At 71.9% G+C, this 14,611-nt stretch carries 14 protein-coding genes and 3 pseudogenes; 9 read left to right on the top strand and 8 right to left on the bottom strand.

Annotated features, from left to right (window positions below):
• Positions 1 to 135 precede the first annotated feature (135 nt).
• Both AC2W7A_RS03340 and AC2W7A_RS03335 read right to left on the bottom strand, forming a co-directional pair.
• The gene (locus AC2W7A_RS03340; protein WP_485990110.1) at positions 136 to 678 is read right to left on the bottom strand and encodes a hypothetical protein; all 543 of its coding nucleotides are present in this window, start codon (positions 676 to 678) and stop codon (positions 136 to 138) included.
• Positions 679 to 710: 32 nt separating this feature from the next.
• A pseudogene (locus tag AC2W7A_RS03335) lies at positions 711 to 848 on the bottom strand (DUF2200 family protein); the annotation flags it as partial.
• Positions 849 to 1,036: 188 nt separating this feature from the next.
• Between AC2W7A_RS03335 and AC2W7A_RS03330 the strand changes: the two are divergent.
• Positions 1,037 to 1,591, top strand: coding sequence for a maleylpyruvate isomerase N-terminal domain-containing protein (locus AC2W7A_RS03330; RefSeq protein WP_485990109.1), 555 nt, complete (start codon positions 1,037 to 1,039; stop codon positions 1,589 to 1,591).
• Between the two features lie 12 nt (positions 1,592 to 1,603).
• Here the strand turns inward: AC2W7A_RS03330 and AC2W7A_RS03325 are convergent, their stop codons facing one another.
• The 3 genes from AC2W7A_RS03325 to arsB all read right to left on the bottom strand — a co-directional run bounded on the left by AC2W7A_RS03325 (position 1,604) and on the right by arsB (position 3,784).
• Positions 1,604 to 2,041 (bottom strand): arsenate-mycothiol transferase ArsC, encoded by a 438-nt coding sequence (locus AC2W7A_RS03325; RefSeq protein ID WP_485990108.1) that lies wholly within the window; start codon positions 2,039 to 2,041, stop codon positions 1,604 to 1,606.
• A 154-nt stretch (positions 2,042 to 2,195) separates the two neighbouring features.
• Positions 2,196 to 2,627: an arsenate reductase ArsC gene (locus tag AC2W7A_RS03320; protein ID WP_485990107.1), complete on the bottom strand. Its 432-nt coding sequence runs from the start codon at positions 2,625 to 2,627 to the stop codon at positions 2,196 to 2,198.
• Positions 2,624 to 3,784 (bottom strand): ACR3 family arsenite efflux transporter, encoded by a 1,161-nt coding sequence (arsB, locus tag AC2W7A_RS03315; RefSeq protein WP_485990106.1) that lies wholly within the window; start codon positions 3,782 to 3,784, stop codon positions 2,624 to 2,626. The genes AC2W7A_RS03320 and arsB overlap by 4 nt, the downstream gene beginning before the upstream one ends.
• A 97-nt stretch (positions 3,785 to 3,881) precedes the next feature.
• Between arsB and AC2W7A_RS03310 the strand changes: the two genes are divergently transcribed.
• Genes AC2W7A_RS03310 through AC2W7A_RS03300 form a run of 3 tightly spaced genes read left to right on the top strand, consistent with a single transcriptional unit; the run spans position 3,882 to position 4,968 of the window.
• The gene (locus AC2W7A_RS03310; protein ID WP_485990105.1) at positions 3,882 to 4,193 is read left to right on the top strand and encodes an ArsR/SmtB family transcription factor; all 312 of its coding nucleotides are present in this window, start codon (positions 3,882 to 3,884) and stop codon (positions 4,191 to 4,193) included.
• 41 nt (positions 4,194 to 4,234) lie between these two features.
• The gene (locus tag AC2W7A_RS03305) at positions 4,235 to 4,606 is read left to right on the top strand and encodes a 4a-hydroxytetrahydrobiopterin dehydratase (protein ID WP_485990104.1); all 372 of its coding nucleotides are present in this window, start codon (positions 4,235 to 4,237) and stop codon (positions 4,604 to 4,606) included.
• Entirely contained in the window at positions 4,603 to 4,968 is a 366-nt protein-coding gene (locus AC2W7A_RS03300) for a gamma-glutamylcyclotransferase (RefSeq protein WP_485990103.1), read from the top strand. Before AC2W7A_RS03305 ends, AC2W7A_RS03300 begins: the two co-directional genes overlap by 4 nt.
• On the opposite strand, the gene AC2W7A_RS03295 is transcribed toward AC2W7A_RS03300, so the two are convergent.
• The 3 genes and pseudogenes from AC2W7A_RS03295 to AC2W7A_RS03285 form a co-directional block, all read right to left on the bottom strand.
• Entirely contained in the window at positions 4,929 to 5,618 is a 690-nt protein-coding gene (locus AC2W7A_RS03295; protein ID WP_485990102.1) for a TVP38/TMEM64 family protein, read from the bottom strand. The genes AC2W7A_RS03300 and AC2W7A_RS03295 overlap by 40 nt on opposite strands.
• Positions 5,619 to 5,701: 83 nt before the next feature.
• Positions 5,702 to 6,535, bottom strand: a complete 834-nt coding sequence (locus AC2W7A_RS03290) for a GTP pyrophosphokinase (protein WP_485990101.1) — start codon at positions 6,533 to 6,535, stop codon at positions 5,702 to 5,704.
• A gap of 76 nt (positions 6,536 to 6,611) precedes the next feature.
• Positions 6,612 to 8,017 (bottom strand): annotated as a pseudogene (locus tag AC2W7A_RS03285) (FAD-binding oxidoreductase).
• 178 nt (positions 8,018 to 8,195) lie between these two features.
• On the opposite strand from AC2W7A_RS03285, the pseudogene AC2W7A_RS03280 reads away from it, so the two are divergent.
• From AC2W7A_RS03280 to AC2W7A_RS03260, 5 genes and pseudogenes are all read left to right on the top strand, one after another.
• A pseudogene (locus AC2W7A_RS03280) lies at positions 8,196 to 9,940 on the top strand (glycerol-3-phosphate dehydrogenase/oxidase).
• A gap of 81 nt (positions 9,941 to 10,021) precedes the next feature.
• A complete protein-coding gene (locus AC2W7A_RS03275; protein WP_485990100.1) occupies positions 10,022 to 10,744 on the top strand; it encodes an MIP/aquaporin family protein in 723 nt (240 codons plus the stop codon).
• Positions 10,745 to 10,793: 49 nt separating this feature from the next.
• Entirely contained in the window at positions 10,794 to 12,329 is a 1,536-nt protein-coding gene (glpK, locus tag AC2W7A_RS03270; RefSeq protein WP_485990099.1) for a glycerol kinase GlpK, read from the top strand.
• 105 nt (positions 12,330 to 12,434) lie between these two features.
• The gene (locus AC2W7A_RS03265; protein WP_485990098.1) at positions 12,435 to 13,118 is read left to right on the top strand and encodes a GNAT family N-acetyltransferase; all 684 of its coding nucleotides are present in this window, start codon (positions 12,435 to 12,437) and stop codon (positions 13,116 to 13,118) included.
• Between the two features lie 3 nt (positions 13,119 to 13,121).
• Complete coding sequence (locus AC2W7A_RS03260) at positions 13,122 to 14,321, top strand: glutaminase (protein ID WP_485990097.1); 1,200 nt, start codon at positions 13,122 to 13,124, stop codon at positions 14,319 to 14,321.
• The last annotated feature ends 290 nt before the right edge of the window (positions 14,322 to 14,611 follow it).

Here is a 14,611-nt window from a genome sequence, read left to right as displayed (position 1 = left end):
GAGGCGCGCGGGGCGTCGGGCACTGCGGGGGCGGCGAGCGCCGCCCCGGCTCACGTCAGCGGTGTCCGTGGCGGCCGTGCCGCGTCTGCTGGAACGCCTGCACGGCGACGATCACGAGCATCGCCGCGCCGGCCGCTACGGCCCCGGCCGGACCTGCGGCGGGCACGCCGAGGACTGTGAGGAGCGCACCGCCGAGCCCGAGGGCGAGCATGGCCCCTCCGATCCACCAGAACACCGGTGCGTGGAAGCCCGGGCGAACGGGAGGAAGTGTGCGCCCACGACGGCGGCGACCAGGGAGATCTGCGCCGTGGGGGCGTCGAGGGCCAGCGCGGCCAGGCGGGTGAGCGGCATCAGCAGGAGCATCGCGACCACGGAGACTCCGTAGACGCGCCCCGCCCCGGGCGCCGGCGGGCGCGGCGCGGGCAGGACCCGACGGCAGAACAGGACCGCCACGAGGGCGAGGGCGACCACACCGACCGCAGCCCAGCGCAGCGGCGCCTGTGCCGGCTCGGGCAGTCCGGCCACGCCGCCGAAGACGAAGGCGGCCCCGCCGATGATCCCGATGAGACCGCCGGAGACCACCGGGTGGCGCAGGGCGGAGATCCCGCGGACGGGTGCGTGAGCGTCATGTGCGGTGGCGGACGGCGAACCGTCGGTCGCGGCGGTGCGCGTCGTCATCGGATCACCTTCTCCACGGCCTTGCCCTTGGCGAGCTCGTCGGCGTCGAACCCGGTCAGCCACCGGACGACCTCGTCCAGCTCGGCCCGCGTGCGACCCTTCCGTTCGACCTTGTCCACGTAGTGCGGGTAGACGTCCGCCACGGCGGTGGTGAAGATGCGGTGTCCCATGCACGGCAGGCTACGGGAGAAGGGTCGCGCGACGGGGCATGTCGAGCTCGCCCCGTTCGGTCGCGCGCAGGATCCGACCGTGCCTGCGGCCGCCGCGCCGCCCCCGGGCGCCGTGAAGGGGCAGTGTGGGGGTTCGCCCTGGGCGTGGCCTATGGCGGAAGTCGAGACTGACCGGGGAGAATGGCTCCATGACCGCACAGACCGAGATCGAGGCCCGCTGGACGTCGTACGCCGACGACTTCACCGCCGTGGTGGACCAGGTGACCGACTGGCATGCGCAGACGCCGTGCGCCGAGTGGGACGCCGGGCAGCTGCTGGACCACATGGTCACCGCGCAGCGTGACTTCGCCGCCCGCAACGGCCGTGAGGTCCCGATCTTCGACGGCTCCCGGTCTATGGACCGCCGTGTCCAGTGGATCAAGCACACCGCCGCCATGCAGGCGCTGGCCGGGGACGAGTCCTTCATCGACCAGACGATGTCCACCGCGCTGGGCCAGTCCACCGTGGGGGACGCGCTGCTGCGCTTCCACGGCTTCGACCTGGTGGTGCACCGCTGGGACCTGGGCCGTTCCCAGGGCATCGACGTGCAGTTCTCAGAGGTGGAGATGGACCGCATCGAGGCGGCCCTGGACGCCTTCGGCGAGCGGGCGTACACCGCCGGCGTCTTCGCCGAGCCGCTGGCGGTGGCGGAGGGCGCCTCCCGTCAGGAGCGCATCCTGGCCCGCATGGGCCGGAAGGCCTGACCACCGACCGGATCAGCGGTGGAGGCGGTCCCAGAAGTCGGCGACCCGCCGCTCGATGTCCGCGACGATCTGCTCCAGGGCCTCCCAGTCGGCCTCGTCCGGGTCGCCGACCGGCCAGTCCTCGTAGTGGACGTGGTCGAACACCGGGCAGTCGTCCCCGCAGCCCATGGTGATGACGTAGTCCGCAGACCGCACCTTCTCCTCAGTCAGCGCCTGGGGGCGTACTCCGGCCACTGACGCGCCGTGCTCCGTCATGACCTGGGCGACGTTCTCATGCAGCGCCTCGGCCGGCCGCGATCCCGCGGAGTCCACCACCGCGAGGCGTCCGGCCAGCTGCTGCAGGAACATGGCGGCCAGCTGTGAGCGGCCCGCGTTCTGGACGCAGACGAACAGCACCCGGGGCACCTCGACGGTCGCGCGGGGCGCCGTCGCCTGCCTCTGCCTGTCCATGGGTCTCCCTCCTGCCGGCGAATCCGTGCACCGGCGGCCTGCCCGTCGAGCCGCCCCCCAGGGTACCCAGCGAACCTGGCCTCTGGGGAGGGCGCCGCGAAGGTGCCCGGCCCGTGACCGTGACGAAGCCGTGTGCGGGTGCGCCACGGCCGCGTCAGCGGCCGGGCCGCTCCCCGGCGAGGAGGTCCTGCACGAGGGCCTGGACGCGGCGGCGGATCTCGTCCCGGATGGGTCGGACGGCCTCGACGTCCAGGCCCGCGGGATCCTGGAGCACCCAGTCCTCGTAGCGCTTGCCCGGGAAGAACGGGCAGGTGTCCCCGCACCCCATGGTGACCACCACGTCCGAGTCCTGCACCGCCTCCGGGGTGAGCACCGTCGGGGCGTTCGCGGAGATGTCGATGCCCACCTCGGCCATGGCCACCACGGCCGCCGGGTTCACGCCCTCCGCCGGGGCGGACCCGGCGGAGCGGACCTCGACGCGTCCCTGGGAGAGGTGTTCCAGCCAGGCTGCGGCCATCTGGGAGCGGCCCGCGTTGTGGACGCAGACGAAGAGGACGGAGGGGCGATGCGGGTCGGCGTGGGTCATTGGGAGGATCCTCGGGCGGGGACGGGGACGGTGGGGTCGTGCGGGAAGAGGCGGCGGCCGGCCCAGACGGAGGCATAGACGAGGGCGACCAGCACCGGCACCTCGATCAGCGGTCCCACCACGCCGGCCAGCGCCTGCCCGGAGGTCACGCCGAAGGTGCCGATCGCCACGGCGATCGCCAGCTCGAAGTTGTTGCCGGCGGCGGTGAAGGCCACGGTCGCCGAACGGGCGTAGTCGAGCCCGGCGGCCTTCGCGGCCAGCAGCGATCCGCCGAACATCACCACGAAGTACACGAGCAGCGGCAGGGCGATGCGGGCGACGGCCCACGGTCGGGTGGTGATGGCCTCGCCCTGCAGGGCGAACAGCAGGACGATCGTGAACAGCAGGCCGTACAGCGCCCACGGGCCGAGCTTCGGCAGGAACGTGTCCTCGTACCACGCGCGCCCACGGGCGCGCTCGCCGAGCAGGCGGGTCAGGAAGCCGGCGAGCAGGGGGATGCCGAGGAAGACCAGCACGGAGGCGACGATCGCCCAGAAGGAGAACCCGGCCGTCGTCGTCTCCAGGCCCAGCCAGCCCGGCAGGATCTGCAGGTAGAACCAGCCCAGCACGCCGAAGGCGAGCACCTGGAACACCGAGTTCACCGCCACCAGGACGGCGGCGGCCTCGCGGTCCCCGCAGGCGAGGTCGTTCCAGATCAGCACCATGGCGATGCAGCGGGCCAGGCCCACGATGATCAGACCCGTCCGGTATTCCGGCAGGTCGGCCAGGAAGATCCAGGCCAGCGCGAACATCAGGGCCGGGCCGACCACCCAGTTCAGCAGGATCGACAGCCCCATGAGCCGGCGGTCCGCGGTGATGCGCGCGGTCTCGTCGTACCGGACCTTCGCCAGGACCGGGTACATCATCACCAGCAGGCCGAGCGCGATCGGCAGGGAGACGTTGCCGACCTTCAGGGAGTCCAGGGCATCGTCCAGGCCGGGCACGAACCGGCCCAGAAGCAGTCCGGCGGCCATGGCCAGGAGGATCCAGGCCGGAAGCCAGCGGTCCAGGAAGGACAGGCGCGGGGCCGCGGCGGCGGGAGCGCCCGGGGTGGGGGCGTGGGACGTGTGGCCGGCGGGCGCGCGGCCGGGGCCGAAGCGATGCGGGGAGGAGGTCATCGGGGGTCCTTCTGCGAAGGCGGAGGGGCAGGTGGGGTCGTGTCGGGACCAGACTACACATTGATGGACGTCAATGTGTCAAGGTATAGTGGCGGCCATGTCCTGCTGCTCCGCCGCCGCCCGCGAGCTCACCGCCGAACAGGCCGAGGCCCACGCCTCCGTCCTCAAGGCCCTGGCCGACCCCATGCGGCTGCGCCTGCTCTCGCACCTGGCCGCGCGGGACTGCGAGACGGTCTGCGCCTGCGACCTGGTGGAGCTGCTCGGCATCTCCCAGCCCACCGTGAGCCACCACATGAAGCGCCTCGTGGACGCCGGGCTGGTCACCCGGGAGCAGCACGGCCGCTGGGCCCACTACACGGTGGTCCCGGAGGCCTTCGCCCGGCTGCGCGAGCTGCTCGCCTTCGGCTGAGGGCTCGCGCGTCCGGCGGCTCGGCGGACACAATGACGTGCATGAGCGAGAACACCGCCGCAGACCTGAACGCCCTGCTGTCCGCCCCGGCCTCCGAGGTCCACTCCGAGGAGGCCGTGGCCGCCGCCCTGCCCCAAGACGAGTCCCTGGCCGGCTGGACGGTCCGCGACGGCCGCCTGCACACGGCCTGCGAGACCCCGGACTTCGCCTCCGCGCTGATGATCGTGAACCAGATCGGCGCCGCCGCCGAGGCCGCTGACCATCACCCGGACCTCGAGCTCGGCTGGGGCCGCGTGGCCGTCCGGCTGGTCAGCCACGACGTCTCCGGCCTCACCTCCCGCGACCTGCGCATGGCCCGCACCGTCTCCCAGATCCTGGCCGGCGAGGGCCTCGCCGCGGAGGGCCAGGCGTGAGCACGGACCGGGACCACCTGCTCGCCACCTACGGGACCCTTCGCCCCGGTGAGCCGAACGAGCACGTGATGGAGGGCATGCACGGCAGCTGGAGTCCGGCGCTGGTGCATGCCCGCCTCTACGCCTCGGGGGCCGGCCGGGCCACCGGCTACCCGGGCGTGGTCCTGGACGAGTCCGCCGAGCCCGTCCCGGTGCAGCTCTTCGTCTCCGCGGACCTGCCGGAGCACTGGGGCCGCCTGGACGAGTTCGAGGGGCCCGGCTACCGCCGGGTGCCCGTCCGCGTGCAGGTCCCCGTGGAGGAGCGGACGGTCACGGCCTGGATCTACGAGCTCGTCCCGGAGGCCGTCCCCTCGGAGGACTGATCCTGGGCCTGGGTCTGGTCCCGCTCCTCCTTCCACCGGCGCACGGACCACCAGGTGAGGGCCAGGACCGCGATCCAGGCCAGTGCCACGACGACGCCGTTGACCACGCCGGGCCGGGCCACGAACGCGCCGATCGCCACGAGGGACACCTGCCCTGGGACGGAGCCCAGCGTCGAGGCGGCGGTGAACGTCCCCAGCTCCACGCCCACCGCTCCGGCTCCGTAGTTCACGGGCCAGTAGGGCAGGCCGGGGGCACAGCGGAGAGCCAGGATCGCCAGGAAGCCCCGCTCCTGGAGGGAGTCCTCCACCCGGGCGGCGTGCCGGCCGAGGCCCTTCATGACCACCTCGTGACCGGCCAGCCGGGCGATCCCGTAGGCGCCCACCGCGCCCACGGAGGCCCCCACCACCGAGAGCAGGGAGCCCACGAGCGGGCCGAACAGCAGGCCGGCGGCCACCGCCATGATCGTCACGGGGATAGGCGTCAGCGCCACCAGGGCGTAGGCGCCGGTGAAGACCAGCCAGGACCAGGCTCCGTAGCCGGCCAGGGTGTCCCGCAGGTCCTCCAGCTCCGGCAGGCGCACCGTCAGCGCCAGCCACACGAAGACGACGGCCACGAGCACGAGGAGCGCGACGCGCAGGACCGACTGCACGTCGACTCCAGAGGAGGACGCGTCGGTTCCGGAGGAGGACTGCTGGGGGCTCACAGCAGTCCATCTTCCCCCATCCGGGGCGGTCATTCCTCCTCGTCGTCCGAGGTGAACAGCATGTCCGTGGGGAACAGGCCCTCGTCCTCGCCCTGATCGCCGTGCAGCCGGACCTGCCGGTGCAGGTGCTCCATGCGGGCGTCCAGCTCGTTGGCCACGTCCGCGGCGGCCGTGAGCTCGGTGACGATGTGCGTCGGGATGTCCCCGTCGAACTTGTAGTTGATCTTGTGCTCCAGGGACGCCCAGAAGTCCATGGCGCTCGTGCGGAACTGCACCTCCACCACCACATTGCGCACGCCGGTGGAGAAGTGCACGGGCACATGCACGATGCAGTGCAGCGACCGGTAGCCGCTCGGCTTGGGGTCGGCGATGTAGTCCTTCACCTGCAGCAGCTCGATGTCCGGCTGGGCCGTGAACAGCTCGAAGATCCGGTAGACGTCCGCGGTGAAGGACACCACCACGCGCGCCCCGGCGATGTCCGTGATCTCGGTGCGCAGCGCCTCCAGGTCGAACGTCAGGCCGCGGGCCGTGGCCTTGCGCAGGATGGACTGCGCGGACTTCACACGGCTGGTGATGTGCTCGATCGGGTTGTAGTCGTGCAGGTGGGTGAACTCGTCCTGCAGGACCTCCAGCCGGGTCTCCACCTGGGCCAGCGCCGAGCGGTACTCCAGGTCGAACCGGTCGAACTCGGTGCGCAGGGAGTCCAGCGCCTGCGCGACGGCGGGCGGCAGCTGCGTCAGGTCCGAGACCGGGGTGCCCCTCAGGGGCGCCAGGGCGGAACCGGGCACAGGCGCGCCCGGGGCCGCGGGGGAGGGGTCGTGCGGGTGCGCAGACTCCCTCGGCTGCTCGATGGGGGAGGGCATGGGCTCCACGCTACTGACCGAGCCTGCACCCGCGCTGGACGCCGGCCCCGGCTGTGGAAACCGGCGGTGCGGGCCGTCAGCCGAAGACCTTGCCCGGGTTCATGATCCCGTGCGGGTCGAAGACGGCCTTGATGCGGCGCTGCAGCCCGTCCTGCACCTCGCCGAGCTCGTTCGCCAGGAAGTCCCGCTTGAGCAGGCCCACGCCGTGCTCACCGGTGAGGGTGCCGCCCAGGTCGAGGGCGGCCCGGAAGACCTCGCCGGCGGCGTCCCACACCTGCTGCGGGATCTCGCCCGAGCCGCCCACCCGGTCGGCCTCGCCGAACACGAGGATCGGATGCAGGTTGCCGTCCCCGGCGTGCGCCGCGGTGGGGATCCGGATACCGGTGCGGGCCTCGATCTCACGGATCCGCGCGAACATCTCCACCATCCTCGTGCGGGGCACGGCCACGTCCTCCACCAGCGGCGTGCCCAGGCGCTCCAGGGCGGGGAACGCGTTGCGGCGCAGGGCGACGAGCCGCTCCGCCTCCTCGGGGGTCTCCGCCAGGCGTGCGGTGCCGCCCGCCGCCACGGCGAGCTCGAGCATGCGGGCGCCCTCGGCGGCCGCCCCGGGGCCGTCGGCCTGGACGAGGAGGAAGGCGGCGTCGTCCGGGAGGTGAGCGCCGTCGTCGCCGGTGTAGTCCTTGATGGCGGCGAGCGTGGCCTCGTCCACGAGCTCCATGATGGCCGGCACCAGCCCCTCCGTGGTGATGGCCGCCGCCGCGGCGGCTCCGGACACCACGTCCGGGAAGAACGCGCCCAGGGTGACGACCTCCCCGGGTGTGACCGGCCGCAGGGCCAGGGTGGCCTCCACGATCACGCCGAGGGTGCCCTCGGAGCCGATCATCAGCGCGGTGAGGTCGTAGCCGGTGACGCCCTTGACGCTGCGGTGGCCCATCTCGATCAGGGAGCCGTCCGCCAGGACAACCTTCAGGCCGAGCACCGCCTCGCGGGTGACGCCGTACTTGGCGCAGAGCAGACCCCCGCGTTCATCGCGATGTTCCCGCCCACCGTGGAGATCTCCTTGGACGCCGGGTCCGGGGCCCACCACAGGCCATGCTCCGCCAGCGCCCGGTTCAGGGCGCCGTTGAGAATGCCCGACTCCACCACCGCCAGCCGGTCCGCAGCGGAGACCTCGAGGATCCGGTCCATGCCCGTCATGTCCAGCACGATCTCGCCGGCACCCGCCACCGCGCCGCCGGCCAGGCCCGTGCCGGCCGCACGCACGACCAGCGGGGTGCGGGTGGCGTCCGCGATCCGGCAGACCTGCTGCACGTCCTCGACCGAGCGGGCGTGCACCACGGCCACGGGGTCCGACCCCGAGCGGTGGCCGGAGCGGTCCGTCTGCGCGGCGGCCAGGACCTCGGCGTCCGTGTCCACACGCCCGGGCAGGGCCTGCTCGAGGCGGGAACGGACGTCTGCGGGGGAGCGAGGGTCGGTGAACATGGGTCCAGTCTGGCCCATCCGAAGGTCTCGATCAGGCGGCGGACGCCCTGGACCTGTTGCGCGTCTCACATACCTTTCGATTCAATGTCGGCTCAACACGCACGACTGGAGGGCGACCGACGGAGACGACCATGTCCCCGCCGCCCCCGACAGCCGACCAGATCCGAGGAGTTCCGCGTTGCCCACCCTGCGCACGACCGACCTGTCCGCCGACCTGCGTGCCGACCACCTGGCGCGCCTGAAGGCCGCCGACGCCGAGAACCCGCTGGACATCCTGATCGTGGGCGGCGGGTCCTCCGGGGCCGGCGCGGCCTTCGACGCGGCCACCCGTGGCCTCGACGTGGGCATCGTGGAGGCCCGCGACTGGGCGTCCGGCACGTCCTCCCGTTCCTCCCGCCTCATGCACGGCGGCCTGCGCTACCTCGAGATGCTGGACGTGAAGCTCGTCTACGAGGCCCTGCGCGAGCGCGACCTGCTGCTGACGAAGACCGCCCCGCACCTGGTGCGTCCGCTGCGCTTCGTCTTCCCGTTCTTCCACAAGGTGATCGACCGCGGCTTCATCGGCGCCGGCGTCACCATGTACGACGCCATGCAGTCCCTCGGCCGCAAGCGCGCGGTGGCCGGACACCGCCACCTGACCCGGCGCTCCATGGCCGCCACCATCCCCGCCCTGGACGACGAGAAGATCGTGGGCGCCGTGGAGTACGCGGACGCCCAGTTCGACGACGCCCGCCTGGCGATGATGCTCGTCCGCTCCGCCGTGGACCACGGGGCGCTCGCCGCGAACTACACGAAGGTCGTGGACTACCTGCGGGACGGGGACGGCCGCGTCTGCGGTGCGCGCCTGCGCGAGGAGGTCACGGGCGAGGAGTTCGACGTCCACGCCCGCAGCACCATCCTGGCCGGCGGCGTCTGGACCCAGGAGCAGCAGGACCTCGCCGAGGCCGAGGGCGGCCTCGAGGTGCTGGCCTCCAAGGGCGTCCACATCACCGTGCCCAAGGAGCGCATCGAGGCGGACCCGCACACCGGCGTGATCACCAAGACCGAGAAGTCCGTGCTGTTCCTCATCCCTTGGGACGAGTACTGGGTCATCGGCACCACGGACACCCCGTGGAAAGAGGACGTGGCGCACCCCGCGGCCACCGCGGACGACATCGACTACGTGATCGAGCACGCCAACGCGATCCTCAAGCAGGACCTCACGCGGGACGACGTGATCGCCACCTACGCCGGACTGCGCCCGCTGCTGCAACCCGTGAAGACCTCCGACGACGGCGGCTCCACCAAGATCTCCCGTGAGCACACCGTCACGGAGGTCACCCCCGGCCTGACCGCCGTGGCCGGCGGGAAGTGGACCACCTACCGGGCGATGGCCGAGGACGTAGTGGACTTCGTGGTCCGCGAGAGCCACCCGACCCGACCCAGCCTCACGGAGAGCATCCCGGTGCTCGGCGGCCTGGGCTATGCCGAGATCGCCGAGCGGGCCGAGGCCATCGCCGCCCAGCGCGGCTGGGACGAGGTGCGCGTGGACCGGCTGCTCTCCCGCTACGGCACCGTCCTGGACCACGTGCTCGCCCTGATCGACGAGCACCCGGACCTCGGCCGGCCGCTGGAGGCTGCGCCGCGCTACCTGCGCGCGGAAATCGTCTACGCCGCCCGCGCGGAGGGCGCCGTCCACCTGGACGACGTGCTCGAGCGGCGCACCCGCCTCTCCACCGAGGTCCGGGACCGCGGCGTCGCCGCAGCCGAGGAGGTCGCCCGCGCTCGTGGCGCCCGGAGCTCGGCTGGGACGACGCGCGCCGCACCGCCGAGGTGAAGCGCTACCGGGACCTCATGGAGGCGCGGATGCGCGGAGAGGGGACCGGGTCCGACGCGGCCGCCGCACAGGCGCTCGCAGCGGCCGACACGGCCCCCGCCGACTGACCGCACCACACCCTTCGGCGACCGGCCCAGTGGCCGGGCCCCGACCAACGACCCATCTGACACAGGACGAGGACAGAAGAAATGGGAACGATCTTCCTTCACGAGATCGCCGGCACGGCGATGCTGCTGCTGCTCGGCGTCGGCGTCGTCGCCAACGCGGTACTGGCCAAGACGAAGGGCCACGGCGGCGGATGGCTGCTGATCAACTTCGGCTGGGGCCTCGGCGTCTTCACCGGCGTCTATGTGGCGTTCTCCTCGGGCGCCCACCTGAACCCTGCCGTGACCGTGGGCCTCATCGCCAGCGGTGCCGCCGAGTTCGCGCCGGGCATCCCGGTGACCTTCGGGAACACGCTGGCGTACTTCCTCGCCCAGGTGATCGGAGGCTTCCTGGGAGCCGCGCTGGCGTGGCTCGCCTACCGTGACCACTACGCCGCCGAGCAGGACCCGGCCGCCATCCTCGGCACCTTCGCCACCGGCCCGGAGATCCGTAACCCCCTCTGGAACATGGTCACCGAGGTGATCGCCACGTTCGTGCTGGTGTTCGTCATCCTGCTGTTCGGCAACACCCCCTCCGGTCTCGGCCCCCTGGCCGTCGCCTTCCTGGTGGTCGCGATCGGCGCCTCGCTCGGCGGTCCGACCGGCTACGCCATCAACCCGGCCCGAGACCTGGGCCCGCGCCTGTTCCACGCCGTCGCCCCGATCCCGAACAAGGGCGGCTCCGACTGGGGCTACGCCTGGGTGCCGATCGTCGGTCCGGTGGTGGGCGCCGTGCTCGCCGGCCTCGCCTCGCTGGCCTTCGCCTGACCTCCGACCCGCAAACGACCACACACCCCGAGCTTCGAAGGAGAAGCCCATGTCCGCAGACCAGTACGTGATGGCGATCGACCAGGGCACGACCTCGTCCCGAGCGATCGTGTTCGACCACTCCGGGAACATCGTGTCCACCGGCCAGCTCGAGCATAAGCAGATCTTCCCGCGCGCCGGCTGGGTGGAACACGATCCGCAGGAGATCTGGCGGAACACCCGTGAGGCCATCGCGCAGGCCCTGTCCCGGGCCGAGATCACCCGCCACGAGCTCGCGGCGGTCGGCATCACCAACCAGCGTGAGACCGCGGTCGTGTGGGACAAGAACACCGGCGAGCCGGTCTACAACGCCATCGTCTGGCAGGACACCCGCACCCAGAAGATCTGCGACCGCCTCGCCGGCGACGAGGGCGACGAGAAGTACAAGGAGCGGGTCGGCCTGCCACTGGCCACCTACTTCTCCGGCCCCAAGGTGGCCTGGATCCTGGAGAACGTGGAGGGTGCCCGCGAGCGTGCCGAGCGCGGCGAGCTGCTGTTCGGCACCACGGACTCGTGGATCATCTGGAACCTCACCGGCGGTGTGGACGGCGGTGAGCACGTCACGGACGTCACCAACGCGTCCCGCACCATGCTGATGAACATCGACACCCTGGACTGGAACGAGGACATCTGCAAGGACATGGGCATCCCCATGTCGATGCTCCCGCGGATCGCTGGCTCGTCGGAGGTCGTCGGCCACGCCGCCGGGCACCAGCTGCTGCGTGAGACGCCGATCGCCGGCATCCTCGGCGACCAGCAGGCGGCCACCTTCGGCCAGGCCTGCTTCGAGGTGGGCCAGGCGAAGAACACCTATGGCACGGGCAACTTCATGCTCATCAACACCGGCGAGGAGCTCGTCCGCTCCGAGAACGGCCTGCTGACCACGGTCTGCTACCGGATCGGTGACGAGAAGCCGGTCTACGCGCTCGAGGGCTCGATCGCGGTCACCGGCTCCCTCGTGCAGTGGCTGCGGGACAACCTGGGCATCATCAAGGACGCTCCGGAGGTGGAGCGGCTCGCCGGCGAGGTCGAGGACAACGGCGGCGTCTACCTCGTGCCCGCGTTCTCCGGCCTGTTCGCACCGCACTGGGACTCCTCGGCCCGCGGCGCCATGGTGGGCATGACCCGCTACGTCAACAAGGGCCACATCGCCCGTGCGGTCCTCGAGGCCACCGCGTTCCAGACCCGTGAGGTCCTGGATGCGATGAACGCCGATGCCGACGTGGACCTCACGGAGCTGAAGGTGGACGGCGGCATGGTCACGAACGAGATGCTCATGCAGTTCCAGGCGGACCTGCTGCGCGTCCCGGTCGTCCGGCCGAAGGTCATCGAGACCACCGCCCTCGGCGCCGCCTACGCCGCCGGCCTGGCCGTCGGCTTCTGGGAGTCCCAGGAGGAGCTCGCCAAGAACTGGGACGAGGACAAGCGCTGGGAGGCCCAGATGGACGAGGACGAGGCCGAGCGCCGGCTGCGCCTCTGGAAGAAGGCCGTGGACCGCACCCGCGACTGGATCGACGAGGACGTGGAGGCCCTGCAGGAGAGCTGATCTGGCCGATCGGGGCGGTGACCTGCACCGTCCGCAGCCCGGTCGCATCGGCCGCCGCCGTCCCCGAGTGGGGTCGGCGGCGGCCGCTTCCCTATGATGGAGGGGATGACCCCCACGCGCCCCACCTCATCCAGCCCTGCCCAGCGCGCCCCGTTCGAGATCGAGACGCTGACCGCGGACGACACCTCGGCCACCACCGTCGAACACGTCGCGGGCGTGCTCGCGGAGGCGTTCGCCACGGACCCCTTCACCACGAAGCTGCTGCCCGGTCACCGGGACCGGCATGCCGAGCGCCTGTCCGTGAAGTTCGTCCGTATGATCCGGGGCATGCTCGTGGTGGACTCCGATGGCCTGCCGCGGGGCGCCGTGGACGTGGCGGTGGATCCCGCCGACGGGTCCGTGCTCGGCGTGGCCCTCTGGGAGCGTCCGGGCCATTCGGACCCCACCTGGCGGGACCAGCTCAGCCGGGTCCCCAACTACGTGCGCACCCACGGCCCGAAGGCCTGGGACGCCCTGCGCACCACGGCCGCCTGCGACCGCGCCCGCCCCGCCGAGGACCACTGGTACCTCACCGAGCTCGGCACCACCCCGGCAGCGCGCGGCCGGGGCGTCGGCTCCGGACTGGTGAAGCACCGCATCGCCCATGCGAAGGAGCAGGGCGTCGGCGTCTACCTCGAGTCCTCCACCCGGGACAACGTGCCGTTCTACGAGAAGCTCGGCTTCCAGGAGGTCGAGATGATCGAGACCAAGGGCACCAACGACCTCACCGCCATGTGGCAGAAGGACTGACCGGTGCGCCATCCCGTCCCCGACTACCTGAACGGCGTCCTGGAGTCCCTCGGCCATCTCGAGGACGGCCAGGTCGCGCAGTACATCCCGGAGCTCGCGAAGGCCGACCCGCGGCCGTTCGGCGCCGCGGTGGCCACGGTCACCGGACGCCTGCACTCGGCGGGGGACGACGAGACCGAGTTCACCATCCAGTCCGTCTCCAAGCCGTTCGCCTACGCGGCGGCGCTGACGGACCGCGGCACGGAGGTCGTGGACCGCTTCGTGGGCCTCAACCCGTCCGGTGAGGCGTTCAACGAGCTCTCGCTCGAGGAGGAGTCCAAGCGCCCGGACAACGCGATGATCAACGCCGGCGCCCTGGCCACCCACCAGCTGCTCGTCGGCGCCTACGCGGGACGGCAGGAGCGCATCGACCGGGTGGTCTCGCTGTTGTCCACCCTGGCCGGCCGGACGCTGACCATCGACCACGCCACGTACGAGTCGGAGATGGCGGTCTCGGACCGCAACTTGGCCCTGGCGCACATGCTCCGCAGCCATGACATCCTGCACGACCGCGCCGAGGACATCGTGGCCGGCTACGTGGCCCAGTGCGCCGTGAAGGTCACCGTCCGGGACCTCGCCGTGATGGGCGCCTGCCTGGCCTCGGGCGGCGTGCACCCGTTCACGGGGGAGCGGGTGCTGCGCTCGCTGGTGGCGCGGCAGGTGCTGGCCGTGATGTCCGCCTCCGGCATGTACGACGCGGCGGGCGAGTGGATGGCGGACGTGGGCATCCCGGCGAAGTCTGGGGTGGCCGGCGGAGTGATGGGCGCCCTGCCCGGGCAGGTGGGCATCGGCGTCTACTCGCCGCGGCTGGACGACCACGGCAGCTCGGTCCGCGGCGTGGAGTTCTTCCGCCGTCTCTCCGAGGACCTGAACCTGCACCTCATGGAGGCCGATCCGCTCGGGGCGACCGTGGTGCGCTTCGTGCGCCGGCAGGACGACGCGGTGCGCCTGCACCTGCAGGGCGTGCTGCGCTTCGGCGGAGCCGAGGCCGTGCAGGCCGCCATGGTGGAGATCGGCCAGGAGCGCCCGGAGCGTGTGGTCGTGAGCCTCGAGCGCGTCGACCGCGTGACGGACGTGGGCCGGCGCATGGTGCAGGAGGGCATCCGCCGCCTGCGCGAGGACGGCCTGACCGTGGACGTGGAGGACCCGGACCGGCTCCTCTGACCCGGCCCCGGCCGGTTCCGGTGCCGTCGCGGCAGGCTCGACGAGGTGACCTCTGAGAGAGCCCTCACAGCTCGCTGTGTTCTTGTCTGCGAGGGGTTTTGTTCACCTGGCGTTCATGTCAGGATGGGGCATTCCCCCCCTGCCCCGACCCCGCGAGAAGGACCATGCGCCTGACCCTCGACCGCGCTGCGAAGCGCCGCCGCCGCCCCGACCTCGTGCATCTGGCACGTCGGTCCGTGCGGCCGCCTGCGCGCACCGGCGTGCTGTCGTGGGCGCGTCGGCTCGCGACG

This window comes from Micrococcus sp. LASM2_SD2, from assembly GCF_057364565.1.
This window is presented reverse-complemented; position numbering and strand designations above follow the sequence as displayed.

Coding starts and splice junctions, on each gene's coding strand:
- AC2W7A_RS03340 (WP_485990110.1), bottom strand. CDS start 678: ATGACGACGCGCACCGCCGCGACCGACGGTTCGCCGTCCGCCACCGCA.
- AC2W7A_RS03330 (WP_485990109.1), top strand. CDS start 1,037: ATGACCGCACAGACCGAGATCGAGGCCCGCTGGACGTCGTACGCCGAC.
- AC2W7A_RS03325 (WP_485990108.1), bottom strand. CDS start 2,041: ATGGACAGGCAGAGGCAGGCGACGGCGCCCCGCGCGACCGTCGAGGTG.
- AC2W7A_RS03320 (WP_485990107.1), bottom strand. CDS start 2,627: ATGACCCACGCCGACCCGCATCGCCCCTCCGTCCTCTTCGTCTGCGTC.
- arsB (WP_485990106.1), bottom strand. CDS start 3,784: ATGACCTCCTCCCCGCATCGCTTCGGCCCCGGCCGCGCGCCCGCCGGC.
- AC2W7A_RS03310 (WP_485990105.1), top strand. CDS start 3,882: ATGTCCTGCTGCTCCGCCGCCGCCCGCGAGCTCACCGCCGAACAGGCC.
- AC2W7A_RS03305 (WP_485990104.1), top strand. CDS start 4,235: ATGAGCGAGAACACCGCCGCAGACCTGAACGCCCTGCTGTCCGCCCCG.
- AC2W7A_RS03290 (WP_485990101.1), bottom strand. CDS start 6,535: ATGCCCTCCCCCATCGAGCAGCCGAGGGAGTCTGCGCACCCGCACGAC.
- AC2W7A_RS03275 (WP_485990100.1), top strand. CDS start 10,022: ATGGGAACGATCTTCCTTCACGAGATCGCCGGCACGGCGATGCTGCTG.
- glpK (WP_485990099.1), top strand. CDS start 10,794: ATGTCCGCAGACCAGTACGTGATGGCGATCGACCAGGGCACGACCTCG.
- AC2W7A_RS03265 (WP_485990098.1), top strand. CDS start 12,435: ATGACCCCCACGCGCCCCACCTCATCCAGCCCTGCCCAGCGCGCCCCG.